The sequence below is a fragment of the Saccharopolyspora sp. SCSIO 74807 genome (assembly GCF_037023755.1).
Classification (GTDB): Bacteria; Actinomycetota; Actinomycetes; order Mycobacteriales; family Pseudonocardiaceae; genus Saccharopolyspora_C; species Saccharopolyspora_C galaxeae.
On record NZ_CP146100.1, the window covers coordinates 4,480,112 to 4,504,388 of the forward strand.

General features: G+C 70.6%; 21 protein-coding genes. 4 read left to right on the forward strand and 17 right to left on the reverse strand.

The window, feature by feature from the left end; genetic code table 11:
- Window positions 1–182 precede the first annotated feature (182 nt).
- Together V1457_RS20495 and V1457_RS20500 are read left to right on the forward strand one after the other, a co-directional pair.
- Complete coding sequence (locus V1457_RS20495; protein WP_338596132.1) at window positions 183–620, forward strand: hypothetical protein; 438 nt, start codon at window positions 183–185, stop codon at window positions 618–620.
- 272 nt (window positions 621–892) lie between these two features.
- On the forward strand, window positions 893–1,897 hold the full coding sequence (locus tag V1457_RS20500) for a DUF5914 domain-containing protein (RefSeq protein WP_338596133.1): 1,005 nt from the start codon (window positions 893–895) through the stop codon (window positions 1,895–1,897).
- A gap of 167 nt (window positions 1,898–2,064) precedes the next feature.
- On the opposite strand, the gene V1457_RS20505 is transcribed toward V1457_RS20500, so the two are convergent.
- The 7 genes from V1457_RS20505 to V1457_RS20535 all read right to left on the reverse strand — a co-directional run bounded on the left by V1457_RS20505 (window position 2,065) and on the right by V1457_RS20535 (window position 9,675).
- Entirely contained in the window at window positions 2,065–3,576 is a 1,512-nt protein-coding gene (locus tag V1457_RS20505; RefSeq protein WP_338596134.1) for an NAD(P)/FAD-dependent oxidoreductase, read from the reverse strand.
- A complete protein-coding gene (locus V1457_RS20510) occupies window positions 3,569–4,297 on the reverse strand; it encodes a class I SAM-dependent methyltransferase (RefSeq protein ID WP_200070603.1) in 729 nt (242 codons plus the stop codon). Before V1457_RS20510 ends, V1457_RS20505 begins: the two co-directional genes overlap by 8 nt.
- Complete coding sequence (locus V1457_RS20515; protein WP_200070602.1) at window positions 4,294–5,304, reverse strand: phytoene/squalene synthase family protein; 1,011 nt, start codon at window positions 5,302–5,304, stop codon at window positions 4,294–4,296. Before V1457_RS20515 ends, V1457_RS20510 begins: the two co-directional genes overlap by 4 nt.
- A gap of 105 nt (window positions 5,305–5,409) precedes the next feature.
- Window positions 5,410–6,075: a fasciclin domain-containing protein gene (locus V1457_RS20520; protein ID WP_338596135.1), complete on the reverse strand. Its 666-nt coding sequence runs from the start codon at window positions 6,073–6,075 to the stop codon at window positions 5,410–5,412.
- Between the two features lie 209 nt (window positions 6,076–6,284).
- Window positions 6,285–7,328, reverse strand: coding sequence for an NAD-dependent epimerase/dehydratase family protein (locus tag V1457_RS20525; RefSeq protein WP_338605057.1), 1,044 nt, complete (start codon window positions 7,326–7,328; stop codon window positions 6,285–6,287).
- Window positions 7,329–7,361: 33 nt separating this feature from the next.
- On the reverse strand, window positions 7,362–8,981 hold the full coding sequence (locus V1457_RS20530; protein WP_407074705.1) for a molybdopterin-dependent oxidoreductase: 1,620 nt from the start codon (window positions 8,979–8,981) through the stop codon (window positions 7,362–7,364).
- Window positions 8,982–9,042: 61 nt separating this feature from the next.
- Window positions 9,043–9,675, reverse strand: a complete 633-nt coding sequence (locus V1457_RS20535) for a hypothetical protein (protein WP_338596137.1) — start codon at window positions 9,673–9,675, stop codon at window positions 9,043–9,045.
- Between the two features lie 340 nt (window positions 9,676–10,015).
- On the opposite strand from V1457_RS20535, the gene V1457_RS20540 reads away from it, so the two are divergent.
- Complete coding sequence (locus V1457_RS20540; RefSeq protein ID WP_338596138.1) at window positions 10,016–10,480, forward strand: PPOX class F420-dependent oxidoreductase; 465 nt, start codon at window positions 10,016–10,018, stop codon at window positions 10,478–10,480.
- 748 nt (window positions 10,481–11,228) lie between these two features.
- Here the strand turns inward: V1457_RS20540 and V1457_RS20545 are convergent.
- The 6 genes from V1457_RS20545 to V1457_RS20570 form a co-directional block, all read right to left on the reverse strand.
- Complete coding sequence (locus V1457_RS20545) at window positions 11,229–12,116, reverse strand: hypothetical protein (RefSeq protein WP_338596139.1); 888 nt, start codon at window positions 12,114–12,116, stop codon at window positions 11,229–11,231.
- A 317-nt stretch (window positions 12,117–12,433) separates the two neighbouring features.
- Window positions 12,434–12,565 carry a hypothetical protein gene (locus V1457_RS20550; RefSeq protein ID WP_338596140.1) on the reverse strand — a complete coding sequence of 44 codons (132 nt, stop codon included), beginning with the start codon at window positions 12,563–12,565 and terminating at the stop codon, window positions 12,434–12,436.
- Window positions 12,566–12,913: 348 nt separating this feature from the next.
- Complete coding sequence (locus V1457_RS20555; RefSeq protein ID WP_338596141.1) at window positions 12,914–15,466, reverse strand: ATP-dependent Clp protease ATP-binding subunit; 2,553 nt, start codon at window positions 15,464–15,466, stop codon at window positions 12,914–12,916.
- A 116-nt stretch (window positions 15,467–15,582) separates the two neighbouring features.
- On the reverse strand, window positions 15,583–16,491 hold the full coding sequence (gene ligD / locus V1457_RS20560; RefSeq protein WP_338596142.1) for a non-homologous end-joining DNA ligase: 909 nt from the start codon (window positions 16,489–16,491) through the stop codon (window positions 15,583–15,585).
- A gap of 16 nt (window positions 16,492–16,507) precedes the next feature.
- Window positions 16,508–17,482: a Ku protein gene (locus V1457_RS20565; protein ID WP_295141791.1), complete on the reverse strand. Its 975-nt coding sequence runs from the start codon at window positions 17,480–17,482 to the stop codon at window positions 16,508–16,510.
- Between the two features lie 191 nt (window positions 17,483–17,673).
- Window positions 17,674–18,525 (reverse strand): MEDS domain-containing protein, encoded by an 852-nt coding sequence (locus V1457_RS20570; protein ID WP_338596143.1) that lies wholly within the window; start codon window positions 18,523–18,525, stop codon window positions 17,674–17,676.
- 72 nt (window positions 18,526–18,597) lie between these two features.
- On the opposite strand from V1457_RS20570, the gene V1457_RS20575 reads away from it, so the two are divergent.
- Window positions 18,598–19,344, forward strand: coding sequence for a GAF and ANTAR domain-containing protein (locus V1457_RS20575; protein WP_338596145.1), 747 nt, complete (start codon window positions 18,598–18,600; stop codon window positions 19,342–19,344).
- Between the two features lie 149 nt (window positions 19,345–19,493).
- Here V1457_RS20575 and selB read toward each other — a convergent pair whose 3' ends face one another.
- The 4 genes from selB to V1457_RS20595 form a co-directional block, all read right to left on the reverse strand.
- A complete protein-coding gene (selB, locus tag V1457_RS20580) occupies window positions 19,494–21,263 on the reverse strand; it encodes a selenocysteine-specific translation elongation factor (RefSeq protein WP_338596146.1) in 1,770 nt (589 codons plus the stop codon).
- On the reverse strand, window positions 21,260–22,549 hold the full coding sequence (selA, locus tag V1457_RS20585; RefSeq protein ID WP_338596147.1) for an L-seryl-tRNA(Sec) selenium transferase: 1,290 nt from the start codon (window positions 22,547–22,549) through the stop codon (window positions 21,260–21,262). Before selA ends, selB begins: the two co-directional genes overlap by 4 nt.
- 83 nt (window positions 22,550–22,632) lie before the next feature.
- Entirely contained in the window at window positions 22,633–23,292 is a 660-nt protein-coding gene (locus V1457_RS20590; protein ID WP_338596148.1) for a hypothetical protein, read from the reverse strand.
- A complete protein-coding gene (locus V1457_RS20595) occupies window positions 23,289–24,137 on the reverse strand; it encodes an ABC transporter ATP-binding protein (protein WP_338596149.1) in 849 nt (282 codons plus the stop codon). The genes V1457_RS20590 and V1457_RS20595 overlap by 4 nt, the downstream gene beginning before the upstream one ends.
- Window positions 24,138–24,277 lie beyond the last annotated feature (140 nt).

Sequence of the window (24,277 nt, forward strand, 5' to 3'; positions counted from 1 at the left end):
GGGCGGACCGGACGGTTCCGGTCCGCCCGCGTTTTGCCGTCGTGGCAAGGGTGTTCAGGTGTGTCGTTCCCCCGAATCGGGTAGTCGGAAGGCGGCCGGTCAGGTGCGCTGAACCGGCGGAGCACCATCAGGTGACCGCGCTGACGAGTCTCGAGCGCGGCCGCTCGGGGGGTCGGCTACGGATGAACGCACACGACGCCGGGGAAGGCGATACCGGCAGGCAATCGGCCGCTCCCGGCCGGCCCGGTGAGCAACGTGCCCGGGAGGACGCCGCGGCGCTGGCACGCCGGGCGAACCGCGAGCTGACCATCGCCGCGGACAGCGCGGCGCAGGCCGCCGCGCCCACCGAGATCCCCGGCGCACGGGGAGAACCGCCCGCGGAATCCGAGATCACCTCCGCCCGCGACGCGCTGCTCGACATCGCCGGGAGGGGACACCGGCTGGCGCACCTGCTCGACAGCCTCGCCTACCGCTACGCGACTCCCGGCCGGGCACGGCCGCCGGACGCGCACGTCGCGCTGGACCAGGCGGCGGCCGCGGCCGAGGATCTCGGCAACTGCGCGAAAGCCGCCGCCCACGCGATCGAAGACGACGAACCGGAGGCCGACCGCCGCGGCTGAGCGCGTGGCGTGCCGGTCACTGGCGCGCCGGCGTCCGACTCCGTCGCCCGGCCCTCGCCGCAGCCGTGCTGCTCGGCGCTTCTCGAGGTGCTCGTACTGCCGCTCGTGCTTGCGGTTCCAGCCCTGCTGAGGCATGGCTCTTCGCGCTTGCGGCGCGATGCTGGCCATTGATCCACCCGCGAGCTCGCAGCTGCACGCCGCTACGGAGATCGCGCGCACCCGCCCGCGCACACCTACGCTCACTCGCGGCGAGCCGAGAGAAGGGGAACGACGTGGCTTTTCGCACTGGAACAGGCAACGGTTTGCCGCTGCGCCGCATCCGCGTCCCGCGATGGGCCGAGCAGCGCGGCACGTGGCGCGAGGCGCGGCCGGAGCTGATCGATGCTGCGCTCAAACGCGCCCAGTCCCGGCCGTCGGGCAACTGGTTCGTGCTCGCCGGCAGCAGGGAGATCGGTTCCGCGCGCCCGTTCGGCCGGACCGTTGCGGGCGTGGAAATCGTGGCGTGGCGGGACGAAAGCGGCGCGCTGCACGCCGGTCCTGGCGCGTGTCCGCACATGGGCGCGCCGTTGAGCGAGGCGCGGGTGCACTGCGGGCGGCTGGTGTGCCGGTGGCACGGGCTCGAGCTGGGCGAGGACGCGGGCCGGTGGTGGCGCACGTTCCCCGCGCACGACGACGGAGTCCTGGCGTGGGTCCGGCTCGATGCGCAAGGCGGGGAGGAGCCGCTGCCCGAGCCGGTCGTGCCGCACCGTCCGCGGCCGCCGGAGAGCATCGACGCGGTGGCCACGGCGATCGGCGTGTGCGAACCGGAGGACGTCGTGGCCAATCGGCTCGATCCGTGGCACGGCTCGTGGTTCCACCCCTACTCGTTCGCGAACCTGACGGTGCTGCGGGCGCCGGAGGCCGATGCCTCGTCGGACGCCGACGACACGTTCGACGTGGCGGTCACGTTCAAGCTGGCCCGCGGTGTCGGAGTGCCGGTGCGCGCGAGCTTCAGCGCACCGGGGCCGCGCACCATCCTCATGCGCATCGACGAGGGCGAAGGCGTGGGCAGCGTGGTGGAGACGCATGCGACGCCGTTGGGCACGAATTCGCGGGGCGAGCCCACGACAGCGGTGATCGAGGCGGTCGTGGCGCACTCGCCGCGGCCCGGCTTCCGGATGGCACGGCCGGTGGCCGGGGCGGTGCGGCCGTTGATGCGGTGGGCGGCGCTGCGGCTGTGGCGCGACGACCTCGCTTACGCCGAGCGCAGGTACGCGCTGCGCAGGGCCGGTCGCTGAGCGGTTCCGCCGAGCCCGCACGGCGCCAGCCAGCGCGATGTGAAGTTTGCAGCGGCTTTGCAAGTTCAGTGGTGAGTGAAATTTTTCCTCGGATAGCCGGCGCGGCCGAGATGCCGCACAACGGATCGCGGCGGACGAGAAGCGGGGTGGCTCGCGTTCGCAGCGGCTCAGGCGATTCGGGCAGCGGTGCGCAGTAGTGCGCTCCGGCCGCTGCCCGGGACGGTCCACACGTCGTGCCCGCGCACGCCCCAGTTCCCCAGCAGCCGGTTCGCCGCCACCACACCGCTGGTTGCGGCTCGTTCCATCAGCGCCACCGGCATATCGATGCGCACGTGGTCGCCGGCGACGACCAGGCCGGGCTCGGGCGTGCTGATCGCGGCTCGTTGCGCGAACCCGCCCGGCGGGAACAGCGGGCAGTCCGAACGCAGCTCGTGGCGCTCGTCGAGCACCTGCGCGCGCTCGGTCTCGGGATAGGCGCGGTGCAGCTCGGCGAGCACCCGCGGCCGCAGCTGTTCGACGGTCGACTCGCCCGGCAGCGCGTAGCAGTGCAGTTCGACGACCGAGCCGCCGCTGCTGCGGGCCCAATCCGCGGCGCCGCGCTCGTAGCGCTCCAGCACGCTGATGTTGTCCACCGGTCCGAAGCCGCTGGTGCCGAGGAAGGCGTGCCGGTCCCGGCGCACCGGCCGGTCCAGCCAGAACCGCGACACCAGGAACGGGGGAGCGGTCCGCCGTTGCGCGATGCTCTCGCGCCAGTCGGCGTTCCCGAGCCCGGTGGACCGCTGCACGATTCCTTGCAGCCCGCGAAGGTCCGCCGCGAGCACCACGGCGTCGGCCGGAATCCGCTCGCCACCGTCGAGGTGCACGACGTACTCGCGCGGCCCGTCGTGCGTTACCCCCTGCACGCTGCTGCCGAGGTGCACGCGCCCGCCGAGCCCCTCCACGTGTTCGCCCAGCGGGTTCCACAGGGCCGGGAAGGAGTCGGCGACGTCGAACAGCAAGCCCTCGCTGGAGCCGAGGAAGTACAGGTGGAACATGACCGCGAGCTCGGCGGCCGACAGCTCGGCGGGCGGTGCGAAGAAGCTGCGCGAGAACACCTCGAACGCCAAGTGCTGGGCCGCTTCGGGAAAACCGATGCGCTGCAAGTACGTCGCGGCGTCGAGTTCGTCGAGCCGCTCGTAGGTCTGCGGCACGCGCACGTCGGCCAGCGACAGCGCCGTCCGGATCGACATCCGCGGCACGTCGCGCCACCGGAACGTGGGGCTGCGGGCGACGAAGCCGAGCGCGTTCCACGGCGGGGTGCGCGGCAATCCGGCGAAGGTGTCGAGCCTGCCGTGCCGGTCCAGCAGCGGATACTCGGGCAGCTCGACCAGCCCGTCCAGCGCCGGATCGACGCGGCGCAGCAGGCCGCGGAGGTTGTAGTACTGCCGGAAGAAGGCGTGGAAGCCGCGGTTCATCGGCACCTGCGTGCCGTCGGCGAGCGTGGTCGTCCAGCCGGCGACGCGCCCGCCCAGCTGGTCCTCGCGTTCGAGCAGGTCCACTTCGACACCGCGCTCGGCCAGGCAGGTGGCGGCGGCGAGCCCGGCGATGCCACCGCCGGCCACGACCGCGCGCGGGCGCGGATCGCTCGCGCGGGCGGCGCCGGGCCGGGCCGGACGGCGCACGGCGAGCCGGTCACGCATCGGCGGACTCCGGGCGCACGCCGAGGAAGGTGTGGGTGATCGTGCGCTGCCAGCCGCTCATGGGCTCGACGCGCACCGCGGCGAAACCGGTCTTGCGCATTCTGTTCAGCAATCGCTCCGGGTGGTCGAATTCGAGCACGCTGCGCCACAGGTGCCGGTACAGCTCGGTCTCACCGGTGCTCAGCCGCGCCAGCGGCATGATCACAGCTCGGCACACGGCGTGCCAGAGCAGCCGGTCGGCGAGGCGCAGCGGCAGCGAGTAGTCGTGCACGGCCAGCGGTGCGCCCGGCCGCAGCAGGTCGTGCAGCAGCCGCAGGCCCGCGCTCGGGTCCGGCAGGTTGCGCAGCAGGTAGGCGGCGAGGATGCCGTCGAACGGGCCGTGCACTCCGGCCTCGCTCAGCGACCGCACGTCGGCGTGCACGAACCGCACGGACTGCGGCCACGCCTTGCCGCGGGCCTCGGCGAGCATCCGCTGCGAGCCGTCCACCGCGACGATCGAGGCGTGCGGCGCGGCGTCCAGCAGCGCGCGGGTGGACGCCCCGGTGCCGCAACCGACGTCGAGCAGCCGCAGACCCCGCCCGCCGCCGCGCAGCGCCAGTCGCCGCGCGGACAGCGCGAGGTGGCGGTGGTAGCCGGGGTTCGCGGCGACCAGGCGGTCGTAGTCGCGGCCGCCCTGGTCGAACAGGGCCGGGATCGCCCTGTTCCGGTCCTGCGGGCTCATCCGGAACTCCCATGCAGCACGTGGCCGAGGTGGCGCCGCGCGCGGGCCGCCACGGCAGAACTCAGCGCGGGCAGCGCGACGCCGAGCCGCCTGCCGGTGGACACCGCGAGCCGGTCACCGAAGATCTCATACCCGGATTCGACGATCCGGTCCAGGATCTCGCCGTAGAGCGTGTGCGCCGTGGCCACGCACGGGCGGGAGATCGGGTCGAGCATGGCGATACCGGGCTCGGCGTCGCGGTAGATCGCGCGGGTCCGCGAGATCTGGTCGGCCAGCGCGCGCCGCACCGCGCGATCCGGCCTGCCGCGCCGCTGGCACCACAGCAGCCGGTCCCGGTCGACGCCGAACGCGGCGAGTTCGTCGGCGGGCAGGTAGACCCGGCCGCGGTCCAGGTCCTCGCCGATGTCGCGCAGGAAGTTGGTCAGCTGGAAGGCGAATCCGAGCGCGGCCGCGTGCGGCGCGGCCTGCTCCCGCGGGGTGACCGTGCCCAGCACCGGCAGCACCTGCAGCCCGATCACACCGGCCGAGCCGTGCACGTACTCGTCCAGCGCGGCGCGCGTCGGGTAGTCGCTGATCCGCAGATCCATCCGCATCGAGCGCAGGAAATCGGTGAACAGCGCGCGATCCAGCCGGTACCGGCCTGCGGTGTGGCCGAGCGCGGCCAGCACCGGGTGCTCGACGCGGTGCCCGGCCAGTGCGCTGCGCAGGTCGTGCTCCAACCTGCCGAGCTCGGCCGCGCGGCTGGTTCCCGCTGGGTCGTCGAGGACGTCCACGATGTCGTCGACCCAGCGCGCGAAGCCGTACAGCGCGTGCACCGCGGGTCTGCGCGCCGGTGGCAGCAGGCTGGTGGCGAGGAAGTAGGTGCGGCCGTGCTCGGCGTTCAACGCCCGGCACGCTGCGTGCGCAGCGCGCAACGCCGGGTCCTGGATACCCGCGGCGTCGAGTTCGCGCCGCGCCGCGGGCGAGGGATCCTCGCCGCGGTGCCGGAATCCGCCCGCAACGTCCACATAGGAGATCGAAGCACATGCGGGGCGGGCGGCGCTCGGCAACGCCGCCCGCCCGTGGGCCGGGACACGCCCGGAGCGCTCGGCCGGGCGTGCCGCGGCGACGGCTCACATCTGCGGCATCAGGACCTTGTCCACGACGAACACCGTGGCGTTGGCGGTGGGCACGTTGCCGCACAGCACCGACGCGCCGTTGACCTTCAAGTTCTCGCCGGAGCCTTCCACCTTCAGCTGCCCGCCCTGCGCGGTCGGCAGCGTCCCGGCCCCGGCGAGTCCTTCGGCGTCCATCCGCTGCGGCACCACGTGGTAGGTCAGCACATCGGTCAGCTGCTGCTTCTGCGCCGGATCGGTCAGCATCGCTTCCAGCTGATCCTGCGGGATCGCCTCGAACGCCGGGTCGGCCGGGGCGAACACGGTGTACTGCGCGTCCGGCTTGTTCAGCGTGTCCAGCAGCCCGGCGGCCTGCACCGCGGCGGTGAGCTTGGTCAGCAGCGGGTTGTTGCTCGCCGCGGTGCCGACCGGGTCGTCGACCATGCCCTGCACCGAGCCCGGGTCGTTCGGGTCGGTGGGCACCTGGGAGCAGCCCGGTCCGAACACGTCCTCGGCGGTGGTAACGCCGTTCGCGGCCGGTTGCGCAGCGGGCTGACCGGCCGGGGGCTGCCCGGGCGCGGCCGATTCGGCGCTGTCCTGCGCGGGTTGTCCGCAGGCGGAGAGCGCGAGTGCGAGCACTGCGGCGGAACCGGTGAGCGCGGCGGCTTGACGACGAATCCTCATGGACGTGTCCTCCTGGGGATGGAGGGGTTCGCTGGGTGCGAATCCCCGGACTCATCAGGTGTTCGGTGCATCCGGGATTTCGGATTGGTCCCATGAAGACTTTTCTGCCGGATTTCTTCGGCCGCAGGTGTTCCGAGCCGGCCGGAATCCCGTCGGCGCATGGAAAAGCGGGCGGGACCGATCGGCCCGCCCGCTCGTTCCGACCGTGCTCACGCCCGCAGACCGGCGGTGCCGAACTCCTTCATGCCTTGGGAAAAGCCCACGGTGGCGCGGAAATCGAGCTCTTCGGCGGCCTTGGAAGGGTCGGCCACGATGTGCCGGACGTCGCCGAGCCGGTAGCGCCCGGTCAGCACCGGCTCCGGCCCGCCCGCGGCCTCGGCCAGCGCGCGAGCCATGTCCCCGATGGTGTGCGGCTGCCCGGAGCACACGTTGTACGCGGCGAAGCCGGGCTGATCGCGGTGCATCGCGGCGACGTTCGCCGCGGCGATGTCGTGCACGTGCACGAAATCGCGCCGCTGGCCGCCGTCTTCGAAGATCTGCGGAGCCTCCCCGCGCGCCAGCGCGGACCGGAACAGCGACGCGACCCCCGCATAGGGCGTGTTGCGCGGCATCCGCGGCCCGTAGACGTTGTGGTAGCGCAGGCTCACCGCCGTGCCGCCGGTGTTGCGGGCCCACACCGCGGCGAGGTGTTCCTGGGTGAGTTTCGTCGTCGCGTAGGTGTTGCGCGGATCGATCGGCGCATCCTCCGGAACCGTGCCGGGTTGCAGAAGTCCGCCGCAGTCCGGGCAGCGCGGCTCGAAGATCCCGGCTTCGAGGTCTTCGGCGGCGCGCGGTCCGGGCCGGACCAGGTCGTGGCTCGGACACCGGTAGCGGCCTTCGCCGTAGACCACCATCGAACCGGCCAGCACCAGCTTCCCGATGCTCTCATCGGCCATTGTGGACAGAAGTTGCGCGGTGCCGAGGTCGTTGTGCGCCACGTATCCCGGCATGTCGCCGATTCCGGTTTCCAGCCCGACCATCGCGGCCTGGTGGCAGACCACGTCGACGCCGTCCAGCGCGCGCCGCAGCACCTGCTCGTCGCGCACGTCCCCGACGTGCAGCTCGTGCTCGCCGAGGTAGTCCGGTGCCGCGCCCGATCCGTGCGCCGCGGGAAGCAGCGCGTCCAGCAGCCGGACCCGGTGCCCGCGTTCGGCGAGCAGGTCGGCGATGTGCGAGCCGATGAAGCCCGCGCCTCCGGTGACCAGGACGTGCAAGCTCATGACCTCCGTGCTCGTTGGGAAAACGCTTCAGTTGGCGGTGCAGAACACCGAATGCCACCCGGTGGCACCGTCCGGCAGCACCGATGCCCGCCGCGGGGTCTGCACCTGCCCGTTGCGGTCGGTGGCGCGGCATTCCACGGTATGCCCGCCGGGAGCCAGGTCCACGTCGGCGCGCCACATCCGCCAGGTCTGGTCGTTGACCTCTGTGGACAGTTGGGCCGGCTGCCACGGGCCGCCGTCGACGCGGACCTCGACCGCGTCGATGCCGATGGTCTGCGCCCAAGCGATTCCGGCGACCGCGTTGCGGCCGGCGGGCACCTTGGCGAAACCGCTCGGCCGGTCGATGCGGGACTGCAACTTGATCGGCCCGCGCTGCCCCCAGCCGCGCTCGATCCAGTAAGCCGGTTTGGCGAAGGTGGTCAGCTCCAGGTCGGTGAGCCACTTCGTGGCCGAGACGTAGCCGTACAAGCCCGGCGTGACCATGCGCACCGGGTAGCCGTGCTGCGCGGGCAGCGGTTCGCCGTTCATGCCGAACGCCAGCAGCGCGCCGCGTTCGGCCTCCAGCAGCGCATCGGTCGGGGTGCCCGCGGTGAAGCCGTCGGCGCTGGTGCTGAACACCTGCTCGGCACCGGGCCGGACCCCGGCGGCCAGCAGCACGTCGCGGATCGGTACGCCGGTGAACTCGGCGGTGGAGATGTAGGGGCCGCCGACCTCGTTGGAAACGCAGGTCATCGTGATCGTGCGGGTCACCCGCGGGAACCGCGCCAGGTCGGCGAAACCGAGGTCGAGCTCGCGGTCCACCATGCCGTGCACCCGCAGCCGCCAGGAGTCCAGGTCGACGCTCGGCACGCTCAGCGCGGTGTCGACCCGGTAGAAGTCCCGGTTCGGCGTGATGAACGTCGGTGTTCCGTCGGCCCGGAAGTCCGCTCCGGCCGGTACGGGTTGCGCAGGTGGCGCGTTCAGCGCCCTGCCGATCGCCTGTTGCGCGGCCGGTGAGCCGCCGCTGCGCCCGCCGGTGGTCAGCGAGCCGAGTCCGCCCGCGACACCCGCACCGGCGGCCACCGCGACCGACGACACCAGGAATCGCCGCCTGCCGGGTCCGCGCTCGCCGCCGGATTCCGTTTCGCGGTCGGATCCGGGCTCGTCGCCGGATCGCGCGCCGCCGGAGGCATCGCGCTCCGCGTCGGCGTCTGCCGCCGCACCGTGCAGCCAGCGGAACACCCACACGCCCGCCGCGGTCGCCACCACCGGTGCCAGCACGCCCAGCACCCCCACATCGGGCCGGGCGAGCACCGCCGCGAGCCCGACGATGCCGAACGCTGCGACCAAGACCGAGCCCGGGCGCGGGCCGCGGCGCGACACCAGACCGGCGAGCACCGCGAACACCAGCAGCACGACACCCATCCCGGCCAGCAGCGCGGTCTTGTCCGACTCGCCGAACGCGCGGATGGCGAATTGCTTCACCGGCTCCGGAGTCAGGTCGATGGCGGTGTTGCCGACCGCCAGCAGCGGCGCGGAACGCGGCTCGACCAGCGCGGCCACGAGCTGTCCCGAGCCGATCGCGGCTGCGGCCGCGAGCACTCCGCACAGCGCGGCGACGGTTGCGGGCAGGGGACGGGGAAGTCGTTCCGGTCTCACATCTTCCATTCGTAGTCGCGGCCGCGATGGATTGCCCCCGAGATTCGGACTGGCCGCACCGGTCGAGGAGTCACGGCAGCTGCGCTTCCCGGAGCGCCTCGTCCAGGCTGTCCATCAGCACCACGCCCAGCGTGTTCGCCATCGAACCGGTGCCCAGCTCCGAGCGCAGCTTCGCCGCCAGCAGGCGCACCCGGCGCGGATCCGGCCGGGGCGCGCGGGTTGCTTCCCACAGGCCGTTCGCGACGCGCTGCACCGCTTCGGCTTCGCCGTAGCGGGCGTGCACGGTCGGCAGCGCCAACAACGCGACCCGGGCGACTCGCGCGATGCCCTCCAGCGACTCCCGCGGCACGGTCGGGGGCTCGGCCGGGGAGCGCGGCGGCACGACCTCGGGCGGTTCGGCGACCGCCACCGGCGCGGCACCGTCCCAGGAGGCGACGTCGCCGCCGTGGTCGCTGACGCAGATCAACCCGGAACCGGTGAGCCCGGCCCGCAGCGGCAGCCCTTCGGCGCTTTCCCGCCCGGTGGCGACCAGCTCGCGGGTCTGCAGCAACCGCACCACCTCGACCAGTTCCGCGCGCTGCGGCGGGGGGATCACCGACCCGGCGTGCGCGCTTGCGAGGAAACCGGCGACCTCGGGGCGGAAGTCGTCCTCGTCGTAGAGGTAGTTCAGGAACGCGCGCGCGATCGTGTCCGTCCTCGGCAACGTCGCCTCCCCGGTCCCGCCCGATGCGGTGTTGCGAGCCGGCGCGCCCGGCGTGCTGCGGCGCGTGGCCGGCTTCCCCAGATCCGTGCGAGCCGCTCCGCTGCCCCTCAGCTCGGCCCGCTGCGCAGCCTACGGGCCGCCGCGGTCAGATCGCAGAGTCTTTCGTCACTCACATGACCGTGCGGTACAGGTGATTTTTCCTGCTGATCGAAGCGATCAAGGAACTTTGTTTCGTCAGTTGATCGTCGAATTGCGGGCGGCCGGCGGGCGCAGCGTTCGGGTAAGTTCCGCACCGGGCCGCCACTCGGCGGCAGGCACAGCCCCGACGGGAAGGAACACCGTGGCCACCATCGCCACCAACACCCGGGTCGACCGCGCGGAACTGCTCGAATTCCTGCGTCCCAGGCACCGCGCCGTGCTGGTCACCGAGCGCACCGGCGGCAGGCCGCAGCTCTCGCCGGTGACCTGCGGAGTGGATCCGCAGGGCCGCATCGCGATCTCCACCTACCCGGAGCGGGCGAAGACCCGCAACGCCAAGCGCTCCGAGCAGGTTTCGGTGTGCGTGCTCTCCGACGAGTTCAACGGGGCCTGGGTGCAGGTCGACGGCCGCGCCGAGGTGATCGATCCGCCGGAGAGCGTGGAACCGCTGGTCGAGTACTTCCGCAGCATCTCCGGCGAACACCCCGACTGGGACGAATACCGGGAAGCGATGCGCAAGCAGGGCAAATCGCTGATCCGCGTCACCATCGACGACTGGGGCCCGATCGCCACCGGCGGCTTCCCGCCCCGCCTGGCCGAGGACTGAGCCGCCCGTCAGGCACCCGGCCCTTGCTGAGCGCTGAAGCCTGCGTCTCCGAACGGATCGGTTTGGTTCAGATTGCAACCAATCCGTATCCCGTGGCGCGCGTGGAAGCGGCACAGACCTTCACTGCTCCCGATGCACCTACCGGAAATACTTTACCAAGACCATAACCAGCAAGACGATCAGTCCGACAACGGCGAGCGCGACACCCCCCAGTAGAACGACCTCCATAGGGTTCAAACCAAAACTCATAGCAATCTCTCCAGTATGAAGCATTTGAATATCATACGATCACTTCGCCAAAAAGCGCCACAGGTGCCCAGCGGTCAGCAGATTTTATCAAGTACACGCAGTGTATATATTCGCGGGACAGGCTTCAAATGATTTCATCACTGCAGACGACTGCGCCACCCGATGGTTCACCAGGATCGATGCTCTGGCGAGGCGAGACTCCAAAACGAGTTCGCCTCGCCAGAGTCTCACTCAAAGCTCAAACCTGACCCCGATACATGTCAACGACACTGCGGAAGGCAGTGTGGGTCGCACGCAAATCCCGTGATTCCACAGGAGCACATATAATCACCAACACCGCACGCGCAATCACAAGTAGGACTCAACCAGCCACAGCAACCGAGGCAGGAGCAGTTCGAGCACTTAGTATTCGCATCATCGCGCGCACCTTGACATGCAGAACTTTTGCTCGCCCCGTAGCTCGACCCGCGACTATTAAGCGAGGGGCGACACTGGCAATTTACCTTATCAGATACCTCCTGCTTGCTCGGCGGTGATTTGATGGCGCATCCAGCATTGCCAAATCCGCTTGCACCGACGCAGCCAAAGTTAGATCATCACGGTTCCGCTGTACGATCTCAGTGGATTCAGATGCAATCCCGTCGTCAGAAACAACTCCATCAGCTGTGAAAATGAAGTGGGTGCTGCGCCCAGAATAATCTTCGATGTCAAACGCGCGCTCAGCCTTGTCCATGGCAACCTTTAAGACGGTGCTGCCGTTTCGAACCAGCTCAAACGAGTCGCGCGCAGCAGATACCTCACTGATGATCTTTCCCGACCTGTCAGGAGTCGAGTGAGTAAACTGGACACTCTTAATGTTCCCGGTCGTGTGAGAGCCGCCCCCAGCCTCATCTACCGACTGGAGGTCGCTAATAGCCCTGACGCCCTCCCGACGAGCATGTTGCGGCAAGTCTTCGATCGACTTGACCGCGATGGTTTCCCTGGCAGCTGCAGGCCTCGTACCCGATAAGGACAAGCCAGTAGCGCCAGCTAAGGTTCCACCCACTTTCTTGAGGAACTTCTTTGGCGCAGAGTCCGAGTCAGATATCTGTGCAATTTGAGTCCGCGCCATCAAACGCGCGATTTGATATGAGCTACGCGGTCCGAGAACGTAGAGGAGTCGAATACGCATCAACAGCCCGGTGAAGGCTCTAGGTTGACCATCTTCTACCTCTAGCACCGTAGGTTCCCACGGCCAGTTCGGCGTTGCCTTATCGAGCAGCTGTTGAATCTTTGAATCATACAGGCTTTGTGCAACCAGTCGACCGCCACTATGGTTCTCTACATCGCGAGCAAGCCCACTGCATACGGAACAGGTTGAATCAAAAAGCAGGTAGCGTTGAACCACGAGAGCCTTTCTTCTCCGCGGGTGCAAAAACTGAAAGCGCCACTAGAACCCTACTTCCGGGAAGATCGAGCCCGCCGGATCAGTCGCACCCTTACGCTGATCTGTGCTTTTCCGCGCGGATCATAGGGAGTCTTACCCTTCGAACATCGGAAAACTCTCAAAGTTGGCCCGGAAGCACCAAATTCGCGCATCGTTACTAAGCCAAATAGAGCAGTATTTATGCTCTCAACGGCGCCGATGCGGAGCGACCAAAGCCGAGAACGCGCGTGGCTTCAGAGTGATCCGCAGTTCGTCCAACTCCTTCTTCTCGGCGCTGCTCAGCCGGGCTGGTTCTCGTGCTCATCTGCGTCGGCCTGGGCCATCCAGTTCCGCAGGCAGGACTCGCTGATCCGCAGGCTCTGGGCCACCTCGGCGACCGGTTTCTCGCAGGCGGGCCAACTCGACAGCACGCTGCCGGAACTCTGGCGGATGAGGTGCAGGCATGAGGGCGGGGCCCGGGCTCAGGGGCCATGCTCAGGCGTCACCAACCTCATGACCTCATGCACGAGCTGGTCGCCCGGGCGGTCGTTGGCTGGCCCACGACAGCGGAAAAAGGACGACGCCCAGGGCTTGCTGGGGGTTCAAGCCCTGGGCGTCCTTCGCCGCACGAGGGGGAGGTGCGGCGGCATGCTCAGAATAACCAACGAGATCCGCTGCGTCACCGTCCGGTCCGGTGAGCGGTCAAGTCCTTTTTTGCATGACTGCGCCCCGTGCCGGACCGGCACGGGGCGCAGTGCGCAGTGGGATGCGCAGGGGGATCAGGACGTTCCGGCGCCCGCCTCCAGCGCCGGGCGGACCGCGAAGGTCAACTGGTCACCGGAGGTGTCCACCTCGACCCGCTGGCCCTCGGCCAGCTGGCCCTCCAGCAGCAGCTCGGAGATCGAGTCGTCGACCTCGCGCTGGATGGTGCGCCGCAGCGGCCGGGCACCGTAGTCCGGCTGGTGGCCGTGCTCGGTGATCCAGTCCACCGCCGCGTTGCTGAAGTCCACCTCGATGTCCTGGGTGTGCAGGCGTTCCCTGGTGTCCTCCAGCAGCAGCTCGGTGATCCGGTGCAGCTGGTCGCTCTCCAAGCGGCGGAACACCACGACCTCGTCGATCCGGTTGAGGAACTCCGGCCGGAAGGAATCCCGCAGTCGGCTCATCAGCCGTTCGCGGGCGGGTTCCTCGGCCTGCTCCTCGCCCCGGCTGGAGAAGCCGAGCACGCCGGAGCGGTTCGAGATGATGTCCGAGCCCAGGTTGCTCGTCATGATCATCACCGTGTTGGTGAAGTCCACCGTGCGGCCCTGGCCGTCGGTCAGCCGCCCGTCCTCCAGCACTTGCAGCAGCGTGTTGAACACGTCGGCGTGCGCCTTCTCGATCTCGTCGAGCAGCACCACCGAGTAAGGCCGCCGCCGCACCGTCTCGGTCAGCTGACCGGCCTCGCCGTAGCCGACGTAGCCGGGCGGGGCGCCGACCATCCGGCTGGCGGTGTGCGCCTCCTGGAACTCGCTCATGTCCAGCCGGACCATCCGGTCCTGGTCGCCGAACAGCGATTCCGCCAGCGCCCGGGCCAGCTCGGTCTTGCCGACGCCGGTCGGGCCGAGGAACAGGAACGTGCCGACCGGGCGGTTCGGGTCGCCCATGCCGGTGCGGGAGCGCCGCACCGCGCGGGCGATGGCGTGCACCGCCTCGTCCTGGCCGACCACCCGCTGGTGCAGCTGGTCCTCCAGCTTCATCAGGCGGGACTTCTCCTCCTCGGTGAGCTGGGTTGCCGGGATGCCGGTCGCCCGCGAGACCACCTCGGCGATGTCGTCGCGGCCGACCACCGGGATGCCGTTGGGCCCGCCTTCGCGTTGCTCGGCGATCTGGCGCTGCACCTCGGCGATCTCGTCGCGCAGCGACGAAGCGCGCTCGTAGTCCTCGTCCGAGACGGCCTGGGCCTTGTCCCGGTTCAGCGCGTCCGCGCGGCTCTCCAGCTCCCGCAGGTCGGTGCCCGGGGTGCCGGTGCGCAGCCGCTTGCGCGCGCCCGCCTGGTCGATCAGGTCGATCGCCTTGTCCGGCAGGTAGCGGTCGGTGATGTAGCGATCCGCCAGTTCCGCGGCCGCGTTGATCGCGTCATCGCTGAAGCGAACCTGGTGGTGCGCCTCGTAGCGGTCGCGCAGGCCGCACAGGATGCGCTCGGTGTCGGCCACGCTGGGCTCGTCCACGGTGATCGGCTGGAAGCGGCGTTCCAGCGCCGCGTCCTTCTCGATGTTCTTGCGGTACTCCTCCAGCGTGGTCGCGCCGACCACGTGCAGCTCGCCGCGGGCCAGCTTCGGCTTGAGCATGTTGCCCGCGTCGACCGCGCCTTCCGAACCGCCCGCGCCGACCACGGTGTGCAGCTCGTCGATGAAGATGATCAGTTCGTCGCGGTGCTTGCTGATCTCCTCGAGCAGCTTGTTCATCCGCTCCTCGAAGTCACCGCGGTAGCGGGTGCCCGCGACGACGCCGGACAGGTCCAGCTGCACCACGCGCTTGTCCTTGAGCGCGTCCGGCACCGTGCCGTCGATGATGCGCTGCCCGAGGCCCTCGACCACCGAGGTCTTGCCGACCCCGGCCTCGCCGATGAGCACCGGATTGTTCTTGGTGCGCCGGGACAGCACCTCGACGGTCTGCTCGATCTCGTCGTCGCGCCCGATCACCGGGTCCAGCTCGCCGTCGCGGGCGCGGGCGGTGAGGTCCTGGCCGTACTGGTCCAGCGTGGGCGTCTTCGCCGCCTCGCCGGACTCCGCGGTCCGGGTGCCGCCTCCGCCGGCGGTGCCCGCCGGTCCGGCCTGCAACGACTCCAGCGTCACGTGGAAGGCCGACAGCAGGCGCCCGGCGTGCGAGTCCGGATTCGCCGCCAGCGCCAGCAGCAGGTGGTCCGGGCCGATGTAGGACGAGCCGACGGCGCGGGCGATCTGGTGCGAATCCAGCAGTGCCCGCTTCGCCGCCGGGGTCAGCGCGGGCGGCTGCTCGGTGGCGGTGCCCTCCGGCAGCTCCTGCTCGATGCGTTGGGCCAGCGTGGACGGGTCCGTCCCGGCTCGCTCGAGCATGCCGCGCGCGGTCTCGGAGCGGGTCGCCGCCCACAGCAGGTGGTGCGAGTCCAGATCGCGCCCGCCGTGCTCGGCGGTCAGCCGGGCCGCATCGGCGACCATCTCCTGCGCGTGCCTGCTCATCAGGCGCGTGATGTCGACCCGCTGCGGCTGCTGCGGCTGCTGTGGACCTTCCCCGCCCCCGCCCATGAAGCGGGCCAGGAAATCGTCGAACGGGCTGGAACCGAAACCGCCACCGGGTCCGAAGAAGCCGGTCATGTCCACCTCTCTCGTTCGCGCACTCCTCGTAGTCCGTGTTTCCCGCGGGTGTCATCCGTCCAAACACGCCCCCCGCGGCCGGAAATTCCTGATCGGTGTGGTCGTGCGCACACCGCTCACAACGGGTGCGGGTTCTCGTGCAGGTCGGCCAGCAGGTCGCCGTCGCGGTCCAGGCGGTGCAGCACCTGATCGCTGGTGAAACTCAGATCCTCCGGTTCGCGGCACGCCCGCACCTCGTCCCAGGTGACCGGAGTGGACACCGACGGCTGCGCGCGGGCGCGCAGCGAGTACGGCGCCACCGTGGTCTTGGCCGGGTTGTTCTGGCTCCAGTCCAGGAAAACCTTGCCTGCGCGCGCCGAGCGATTCATCTTCGCGAGCAGCTCGCCCGGGTGCTCGGCCTCCAGCCGCAAGGCGATTTCCTTGGCGTAGGCCGAAGTCCGCTCAGCGCCGGTGGTGCGCACCGGGCAGTACAGCTGCAATCCCTTGGAGCCGCTGGTCTTCGGATAGGCGCGCAGGCCCTCGGCGGTCAGGATCTCCCGCAGCAGCTCCGCGGCCCGGCAGCATTCGACGATCGTGGCGGGATCGCCCGGATCGAGGTCGAACACCAGCAGATCCGGGCAGTTCCGCGAATCCTCCGGCCCGACCGTCCACTGTGGTACGTGGAGTTCGAGCGCCGCCAGGTTCGCCGTCCACACCAGCGTGGGCAGCTCGCCGATCAGCACGTGGTGGTTCACCGCGCGGCCGCGGCCTTGCGCGCCGCTGACCAGCCGGGCGGTCGGCACCCAGTCCGGGGCGTGCCGGGAGACGTCCTTCTCGTAGAAGGAGCCGCCGTCCACCCCGTTCGGGAACCGGATCAGCGTGGCGGCCCGGTCGCGCAGGTGCGGAAGCATCACCGGGCCCGCCCGCCGGTAGTAGTCGATCACGTCGCGCTTGCGGAAATCCGCGGCCGGGTACAGCACTTTGTCCAGGTTGGACAGTTCCAGCCGCTGGTCCTGCACCTGCACGGTCACCCGCTGCGCGGTCATGGCGTCCGCCCGGGCATCAGGAGGCGCGGCGTGGCGCGTTCTGCGCGTCGCGCACCGCGGCCTCCAGGTCGGCGCGGTTCATCTTCGACCGCCCGCGCACGCCGAGTTCCTTCGCGCGGCTGTCCAGTTCGCCCTTGCTGAGCTCGCCGAGCTCGTCCCGCTCCGCCCGCTTGCCGCGCCCCCGGCTGCGCTTTTTGTGCGCCTGATCGACGCTGCGCCCTTGGCGCGCCTCATCGACGCTGCGCCGCAGCGCCTCGGTGAGGTCGGTGACGTTGGTCGCCTGCGGCGGCGCCTCGCCGGGCTCGGGTTCGATGCCGCGGGCCTTCTCCTCGACCAGCTCCTCCACCCGGGCGGTGTAGGTGTCCGCGTAGTCCTCCGGCTGCCAGTCGCCGGTCATCGACTCGATCACCGACTCGGCCATCTGCAGTTCCTTGTCCGAAGGCGCGGACTCGATCTCGCCGACGATGTCGCCGGGATCGCGGATCTCGTCGGCGAAGAACAGCGTGTTCAGCGCCAGCGCGGTCTCGTCGGCGCGCACCGCGCTGAGGTATTCCTTGCCGCGCAGCACGAACGTGGCGATCCCGACCTGGTTGGTCTGCTCCATCGCGCGGCGCAGCAGGTCGTAGGGCCGCTGGTTCTCCTTGGCGTTCGGCGCGAGCCAATAGGTCCGCTGGAAGTACACCGGGTCGATCTCGTCGAGGTCGACGAACGAGGTGATGTCGATCGTGCGGGAGCGGCCGGGGGCGATCTCGTCGAGCTCCTTCGGCTCCACCGTCACCAGCTTCCCGTCCACCTCGCGGCCCTTGACGATGTCGCCGTAGTCGACCTCCTCGCCGGTGCGCTCGTTGACCCGCTTGTAGCGCACCCGGTCCGAGGTGCCGCGTTCGTACTGGTGGAACGAGATGCCGTGGTCCTCGGTGGCGGCGTAGAGGCCGACCGGGATGGTCACCAGCCCGAAGTTGATCGAGCCGGTCCAGATCTTGCGCGCCATGACCTGCCTCCTTCACCGCCGGCCCAGCACGACCAGGCGCCGCCGCCCCGCAGATCGCACGACACCGGGGCGGGACGACGGCAGCCCCAGGTTTCCCCGCGGAACGGGTAATCACACACCGCGTCGGTGACACGCGAGCGGGAGCGTCCGGTGTGCCGGTCGCTTTCGACCGGTCTATCGCGCGGTCTGGGTCAGGAGGTCTCGGATGTGGTGCTGAGGTGGGTGAGCCGGAGTTCGTGGATCAGCCGAGTAGTTGCCGGCGGGATGGCACGGAGCTCGATGACGCGTTCGTGCTCGCGGGCCAGGCGGTCGAGTTCGAGCAGCTGGTCGGGCGCGATGGTGGTCAGCGCCTGCAGGTCGAGGATGACGTTTTGGTCGGGCGCGAGGTCGGCGGCGGCGCCCAGGGCGTGGATGAACAGCTCGGCGCACCGATGATCGATGTCCCCGGCCAAGGCGAGGCTGCCGTCGGGTTGGGCGTAGAGCCGGAAGGAACCGTCCGTATTGGACAGTGGATGCAGGCAGGCCAGCTCGGCCACCGCGGCATGGCCGAGTTCGGTGCGGTTGTAGCCGCACAGTGCGGTGACCGGCAGGCTGGCCATGATCTGATCAATGAGGTGCTCGAACTGCACGAAGGCCGCACGTTGATGGGGGGTGGCGACCATGGCGGTGGCGTCGACGACGGCGCGGAAACCGGTGTAGCCGTCCGCGAGGGCCTGTTTGGTGGCCCCTACGCGGGCGGTCACCGCTGCGTGCGGGTCCACGGTCGTGCTGCCGGGTTGCAGGGCGTAGAACTCGTCGACGGGCGTCACGACGAGGGCGCCGTCGTCGAGCAGCCGGGCGAGGCGATCGGTCTCGGCGAGTTCGGCCTGCAGCGCCTCCCGGCTGCCGGTGCCGACGTATTCGAGCCATTGCCCGACGGCGGCCCCGTCGGAAAGGTATTCCACCGCGCGGGTGCGGAACTCGGACCGGCCGGTGTAGGCCCAGCACAGGTGCCCGTAAGGGACGTGGCCCGACGCCGTGGGGACCGTGCCGTGGGTGCGCATCAGTTCCCATATTAATGAGTCTCCGGCCTCGGTGAATGCGCTGTGCCTGCCGGTGGGTGTCAGCATGGGGCCATGACAGGCAATCGCGTCGGCCGCGTTTATGCGCGACTGGCCGACGCAGCGCGTCGCGGCCACGAGCCGCTGTCGAACGGGGTGCTGTGCCGGATGGCCTGCCCGGACTTGGACGTGGACGGGGCCAGCGTGACGGTGATGGCCCACGCACGACCCGACGACCGGGCGGCATCACCCGGAGTGCTGCAGGAACCGGTGGCGACCAGCGACCGAGCCAGCACGCGACTGGAGGAATTGCACCTCACGGTCGGCGAAGGGCCCAGTACCGAGGCGTTCGCCTCCGCGTGCCCAGTTCTGGTGCCGGATCTGGCCGATGCCACGGGTCGCTGGCCGGGGTTCGTGCCGGCCGCGCTGGCACAGAACGTGGGCTCGGTCTTCGCGTTTCCGTTGCAGACCGCCTCAATGCTGGCGGGAGTGCTGACCGTGCACCGGTTCCGCTCGCAGAGTTTGACCCCGCAGGCGCTGACTGAGGCGCACGCCTTCGCCGAGGTGGCCGTCGAGTTGCTGCACAGCGACCCGGCCGAACCGCTGACCTCGGAAACCCGCCCGCCTGCGGGCCCGGCCGCGGAGCGCGACCAGGTGCACCAAGCCGTCGGCATGCTGGCGGTGCGACTGGGGGTGGGCCTGCAAGAGGCGTCCCTGCGGTTGCGGGCCCACGCGCTGACTCACGAGTTGTCGCTGTCCGAGCTGGCCCGGCAAGTTCTGACCGGTCAAGCGACTGTTCCCGCCGACTCCGGGGGCTCGTGAGGCCGCCGTGCAGCAACGCACCCCTACGCGGTGCGCGAACGTGACACCCACGAGCGCGGTCGACGACGTGCCCTACGTCCTCCGGCAGATCGACCGCACCAAGCACACACACCGGCAAAGTCCCAGACCCGCACCTTGGAGCGGTCCGTTCACTCGGAGGCGCGGAGGCGGTGCGTGCCGTCGGGCAGGTGTTCGGTGTGGTTTCGGGCGGCTAGGTGTTCCAGAAGCGGGACCGCGACTCGCCGGGATGTGCCCAGCGCTTTGCGGGCTTGGCTGAGCGTGAAAGGTGCGGGCAGCTCGGCGAGCATGTCCAAGGCTCGGCGGTCTGCGCCGGGCAGCAGCACCAGACTCGGTGCGAGCCGCAGCAGCTCACCGGCGCGCACGGCCGCGGCGAGCTGCTTGCCGCCGAGGCCGAGTTCGGCCAGCTCATCGGCGGTGGGTGCGTCGAACGGCGCTTCGCCGAGCTTGCGCCGCAACCGATCCAGCGCCGCTGCGACCTCGGGCGGCCACTGAGCCGTGCCGAGCCGCAACCGCCCGGAGCCGGTGGTGATCGCCCGCGCCGTCTCGGTCCGCAACACCGTCTCCAGCAGCGCGGCGGCGGGCAGGCCGAGTTCGCGGCGCGCGGCTTCGGCGGGCATCCCGTCGGCCAGCGGCTCCTCCTGCCGGTGCCGATCGAGCAGATCCACCAGCCGCGCGGCGAGTTCGTCGCGATGCGCGGGATCGAGCAGCCAGCCACCGCCTTCCGCGGCATCGTCCGGCACGACCGCGCCCATCGCGCCGAGTTCGTCCCGGCGCACCAGCCGCCGACGGCGCAACTCGGCCGAGCCGTCCGCGCGACCGCTCATCTCCGCCAGCGTCCGGGCCCGTTCGCGAGCCGCCCCGCGGCGGCGGAGCTGCGGCGGACGCACGTCCAGCACGATCACTCCGGCGCTGATCCGGTGCGAACCCGGATCGCGCAGCAGCGCGACATCGCCGATCCGCAACGGCAGTTCGGAACGCAGCGACAGGCGAGCGGTGTCCGCGCCCAGCGGCCGCACCCGAGCAGGCACCGCGGCCGAGCCGATGTGCAGCGTGAGATGCCGCGGAAGGTCTTCCGCAGTCGCATCGCCCAGCCGCACGTCGAGCACGCCGGTGCTCAACCACCGGCTCGGAGTCAGCAGGGCGTTGCCGCGCCGCACTTCTTCCAACGGCACGCCGCGCAGGTTCACCGCCACCCGCGCGACCGCGGACACTTCGCCGCGATCGGTGCCGAGCGCCTGCAATCCCCGCACCGACACCTGCCGCCCGCCCGGATGCAGCAGCAACTTGTCGCCGGTGCGCAATGTGCCGGCCGCGAGCGTTCCGGTCACCACCGTGCCCGCGCCCTTGATCGTGAAGGCGCGGTCCGCCCACAGCCGCACGTCCGCTCCGGCATCGGGCTGCGGCAAACCGTCCGCCAACGCCACCAGCGCCTGCTCCAGCTCGCCGAGCCCCGCGCCGGTGCGCCCGCTGACGTGCACCACGGGCAACTTGCCCAGGCGCGAGTCGGCGAGCCGTTGCTGCGCCTGCTCGGTCGCCTCGGCCGGATCCGCCAGATCGCAGCGGGTCACCGCGAGCAGCCCGTGCCGCACGCCCAGCGCGTGCAGCGCGTCGAGGTGTTCGGTGGACTGCTGCTGCCAGCCCTCATCGGCGGCTACCACGAACAGCACCGCCGGAACCGGCCCGATCCCGGCGAGCATGTTCGGCACGAACCGCTCGTGCCCGGGCACGTCCACGAACGCCAACGTGCGCCCGGCGAGTTCGGTCCAGGCGAAACCGAGATCGATCGTCATGCCCCGGCTGCGTTCCTGCGACCAGCGGTCCGGCTCCATCCCGGTCAGCAGCCGGATCAGCGTCGACTTGCCGTGATCCACATGTCCGGCCGTTGCGATGACCCTCATCCGGCCACCGCCGCGACCGCTTCGAGCAGCACCGCGTCGTCGGTGGGGTCGATGGCGCGCAGGTCCAGCAGGCACTCGCCGTGCTCCAGCCTGCCCAGGACCGGGACGCGGCCGGTGCGCAGCGCCTTGGCGAAGTGCTCCGGCAGTGCCACGGCCGCGCTGGGCAACTCGACGCCGGGGGCGCCGCCACCGCCGACGGTCGCCGAGCTGGGCCGCGCGGTGGCGGGCACGTCGCGTTCCCGCAGCTCGGCGGCGAGGCGTTCGGCCCGGCGCAGCAGCTCGGCGGAGTCGCGTTCCAGCGAGCGCGCGGTCGGCGTGCGCGGCCCGCGCACGGTGGCTTCCAGCGCGGCCAGCGTCAGCTTGTCCACCCGCAGCGCCCGCGCCAGCGGGTGCCCGCGCAGCCGCCGCACCAGCTCCGCGGAACCCAGGACCAGTCCGGCCTGCGGTCCGCCGAGCAGCTTGTCCCCGCTCGCGGTCACCACATCCGCGCCACCGGCCAGGGTGGTCTGCGCGTCCGGCTCGTCCGGCAGCACCGGATGCGGCCGCAGCAGCCCGGAACCGATGTCGGCGACCACCGGCACCGGCAGCTGCGCCAGCGCCGGCACCGGCACGCTGGAGGTGAACCCGGTGACCCGGAAGTTCGACGGGTGGATCTTGAGCACGAAGCCGGTGTCCGGGCCGATCGCGGCTTCGTAGTCGCGCAGCCGGACCCGGTTGGTGGTGCCGACCTCGTGCAGCCGCGCCCCGGTCGAGGTCAGCAGCTCCGGGATCCGGAAACCGTCGCCGATCTCGACCATCTCGCCGCGGGCGAGCACGATCTCGCGCCCGGCCGCGAGCGCGGTGGCCACCAGCGCCAGCGCGGCCGCGCCGTTGTTGACCACGTGCGCGGCTCCGGCCGCAGGCACCGCCTCGGTCAGCGCCGAGGTCGTGGACCGGCCGCGCGGCCCGCGCCGACCGCTGTCGAGATCCAGCTCGACGTCGCTGGTGCCCGCCGCAGCGCCGACCGCTTCGAGCGCGGCCTCCGACAGCGCGGCGCGGCCGAGGTTGGTGTGCAGCAGAACTCCGGTGGCGTTGCGAACCCGGCGCAGGCCGGTCGCGGCCGCCGGCAGCGCGGCCAGCGTCGCGTCGAGCACCGCATCCGGTTCGATCTCGCCGAGCCGGGCGCGTTCCTGCGCGTCGTGGACGATCGTCTTGACCGGCTCGTGCCCGAGCCGGTCGACCGCGTCCGCGACCTGCGGGTCGTTCAGGATGCGGTCGGTGGCTGGAATCCGGCGCCGCGCGTCCATGCGCGGAACCTTAGTGGTCGCGCGGGGTGCTCGTGGTCCATGGGCAGCGAGGGGCGATGGCTGGCGGGTTGATCGGCGCGGACTCAGTCCCGCCGGGTCGACACGAGGTGCGCGACAACCGTGCCGCCGATCAGCAGGAGCAGTGCGACACCGGCGTAGGCCGCGGTACCCGCCAGCGCATCGGGCGCGTCGGACGTGTTCGCCAGCAGCCGGACGGTCGGGTTGACCGGAGGCAACCCCGTGCCGAGCGCGAAGATCGCCACCAGCGCCAGCGCGGCGAGCACCGAGTGCCCGGCGCGGGGCAGGACGAGCCGGGAACTGACCAGCCCGGCCGCGATACCCGTGCTGGCCGCGGTGAACTGGGCGAGGAACCCCGCGGCGAGCTCTGCGGCCCCGATGGGATGCGCGGCGAACAGCGGTGCCGACACCAGCAGCACCCCGGAGACGAGCAGGCAACCGGCGAGTGCCACCAGCACGGTCGCGATCAGAACCCGGCGGAAACCGCCCGCGTTGACCGCGGTGATCTCGCGCCGGACCGGGTCCTCGGCGGCCACCAGCACGAGGGTGAACCAGGTCGAGCAGGCGAACAGCACTCCGGCGACGGTACCGTAGGTGCCCACGACCGGACTGGTCCCGGTTCCGGCGATGAACATGATCGCGACGCCTGCGAAGAGCATCAGCGGCGGCAGGAACCGCTGCGAGTGCAGCACGACGGCGGTGATGTAGCGGACCAGCGCGATCATCGCGTGCTCCGATCGCCTTGGTCGGCCGGAGCTGCGGTGACCAGCGACCAGCCGTCGTGCAGCGCCGATAGCACGATCCGGTCGGCGTGCGACGCGCTCACGTGCACCACGATGCGGTCGGAGTCGGCTTGTACGTCCAGCACGCCATCGCGGGCTTCCCACTCCGCGCTGCGCACGAGACCGCTCGGGGCGCGCAGCACCAGCCGGGTCGGGGCCGGAGCCTCCTGCCCAGCATCCCTGTCGAGGGCGACGCGACCGCCGGTCACCTGGTAGACGATGTCGGCGTTGGTCCGCACGACCGACTCGCGGTGGTCGGTGAACACGACCGCTCCGCCCGAATCGGCGATCTCCCGCATGATCCCGGCCAGTTCGGCCTGCGCGGAGGCGTCCAGACCGGACCACGGCTCGTCCAGCACCAGCAACCGGGGCGGTACCAGCAGCGCCTGGGCGAGTGCGACCTTGCGTGCGTTGCCCTTCGACAACGTGCTCAGCGAGCGGTCCGCACCGCCGGTCAGAGCCAGCCGGGTCAGCAGCTCGTCGGTGCGGCTGCCAGCGGTTTCCCCGCGCAGTCCGCGGATGCGGCCCATGCGCGTGAGGTAGCCGCGGGCGGACATGCGGTCGTCGGCCGGGAAGCGTTCCGGGACGTACCCGATCTCGCCGGGGCGCCCCAGCACCCGCCCGCTGCTGGGCCGGCTCGCTCCGGCCACGATGCGCAGCAGTGTCGACTTGCCGGAGCCGTTGGCGCCGCGGAATGCGACGAGCTCACCGGGCGGTAGGTCGGCATCGACACCGGAGAGCACCCATGGTCCTCGCCGGTATCGTTTGCCCACCGCGCGCAGCTGCACGTCGCTCCTTCGATGTCGGGCCGGATCGGTTTTACCGTACAACGGAGCTCGGCGATTCGGACCGCGCGGGAAACCGGCCGGACAGCGGCGTGGCCGGGACCGCACCGAGCTTCGCCGCGCAGAATCTCGCCAGGCGGTCG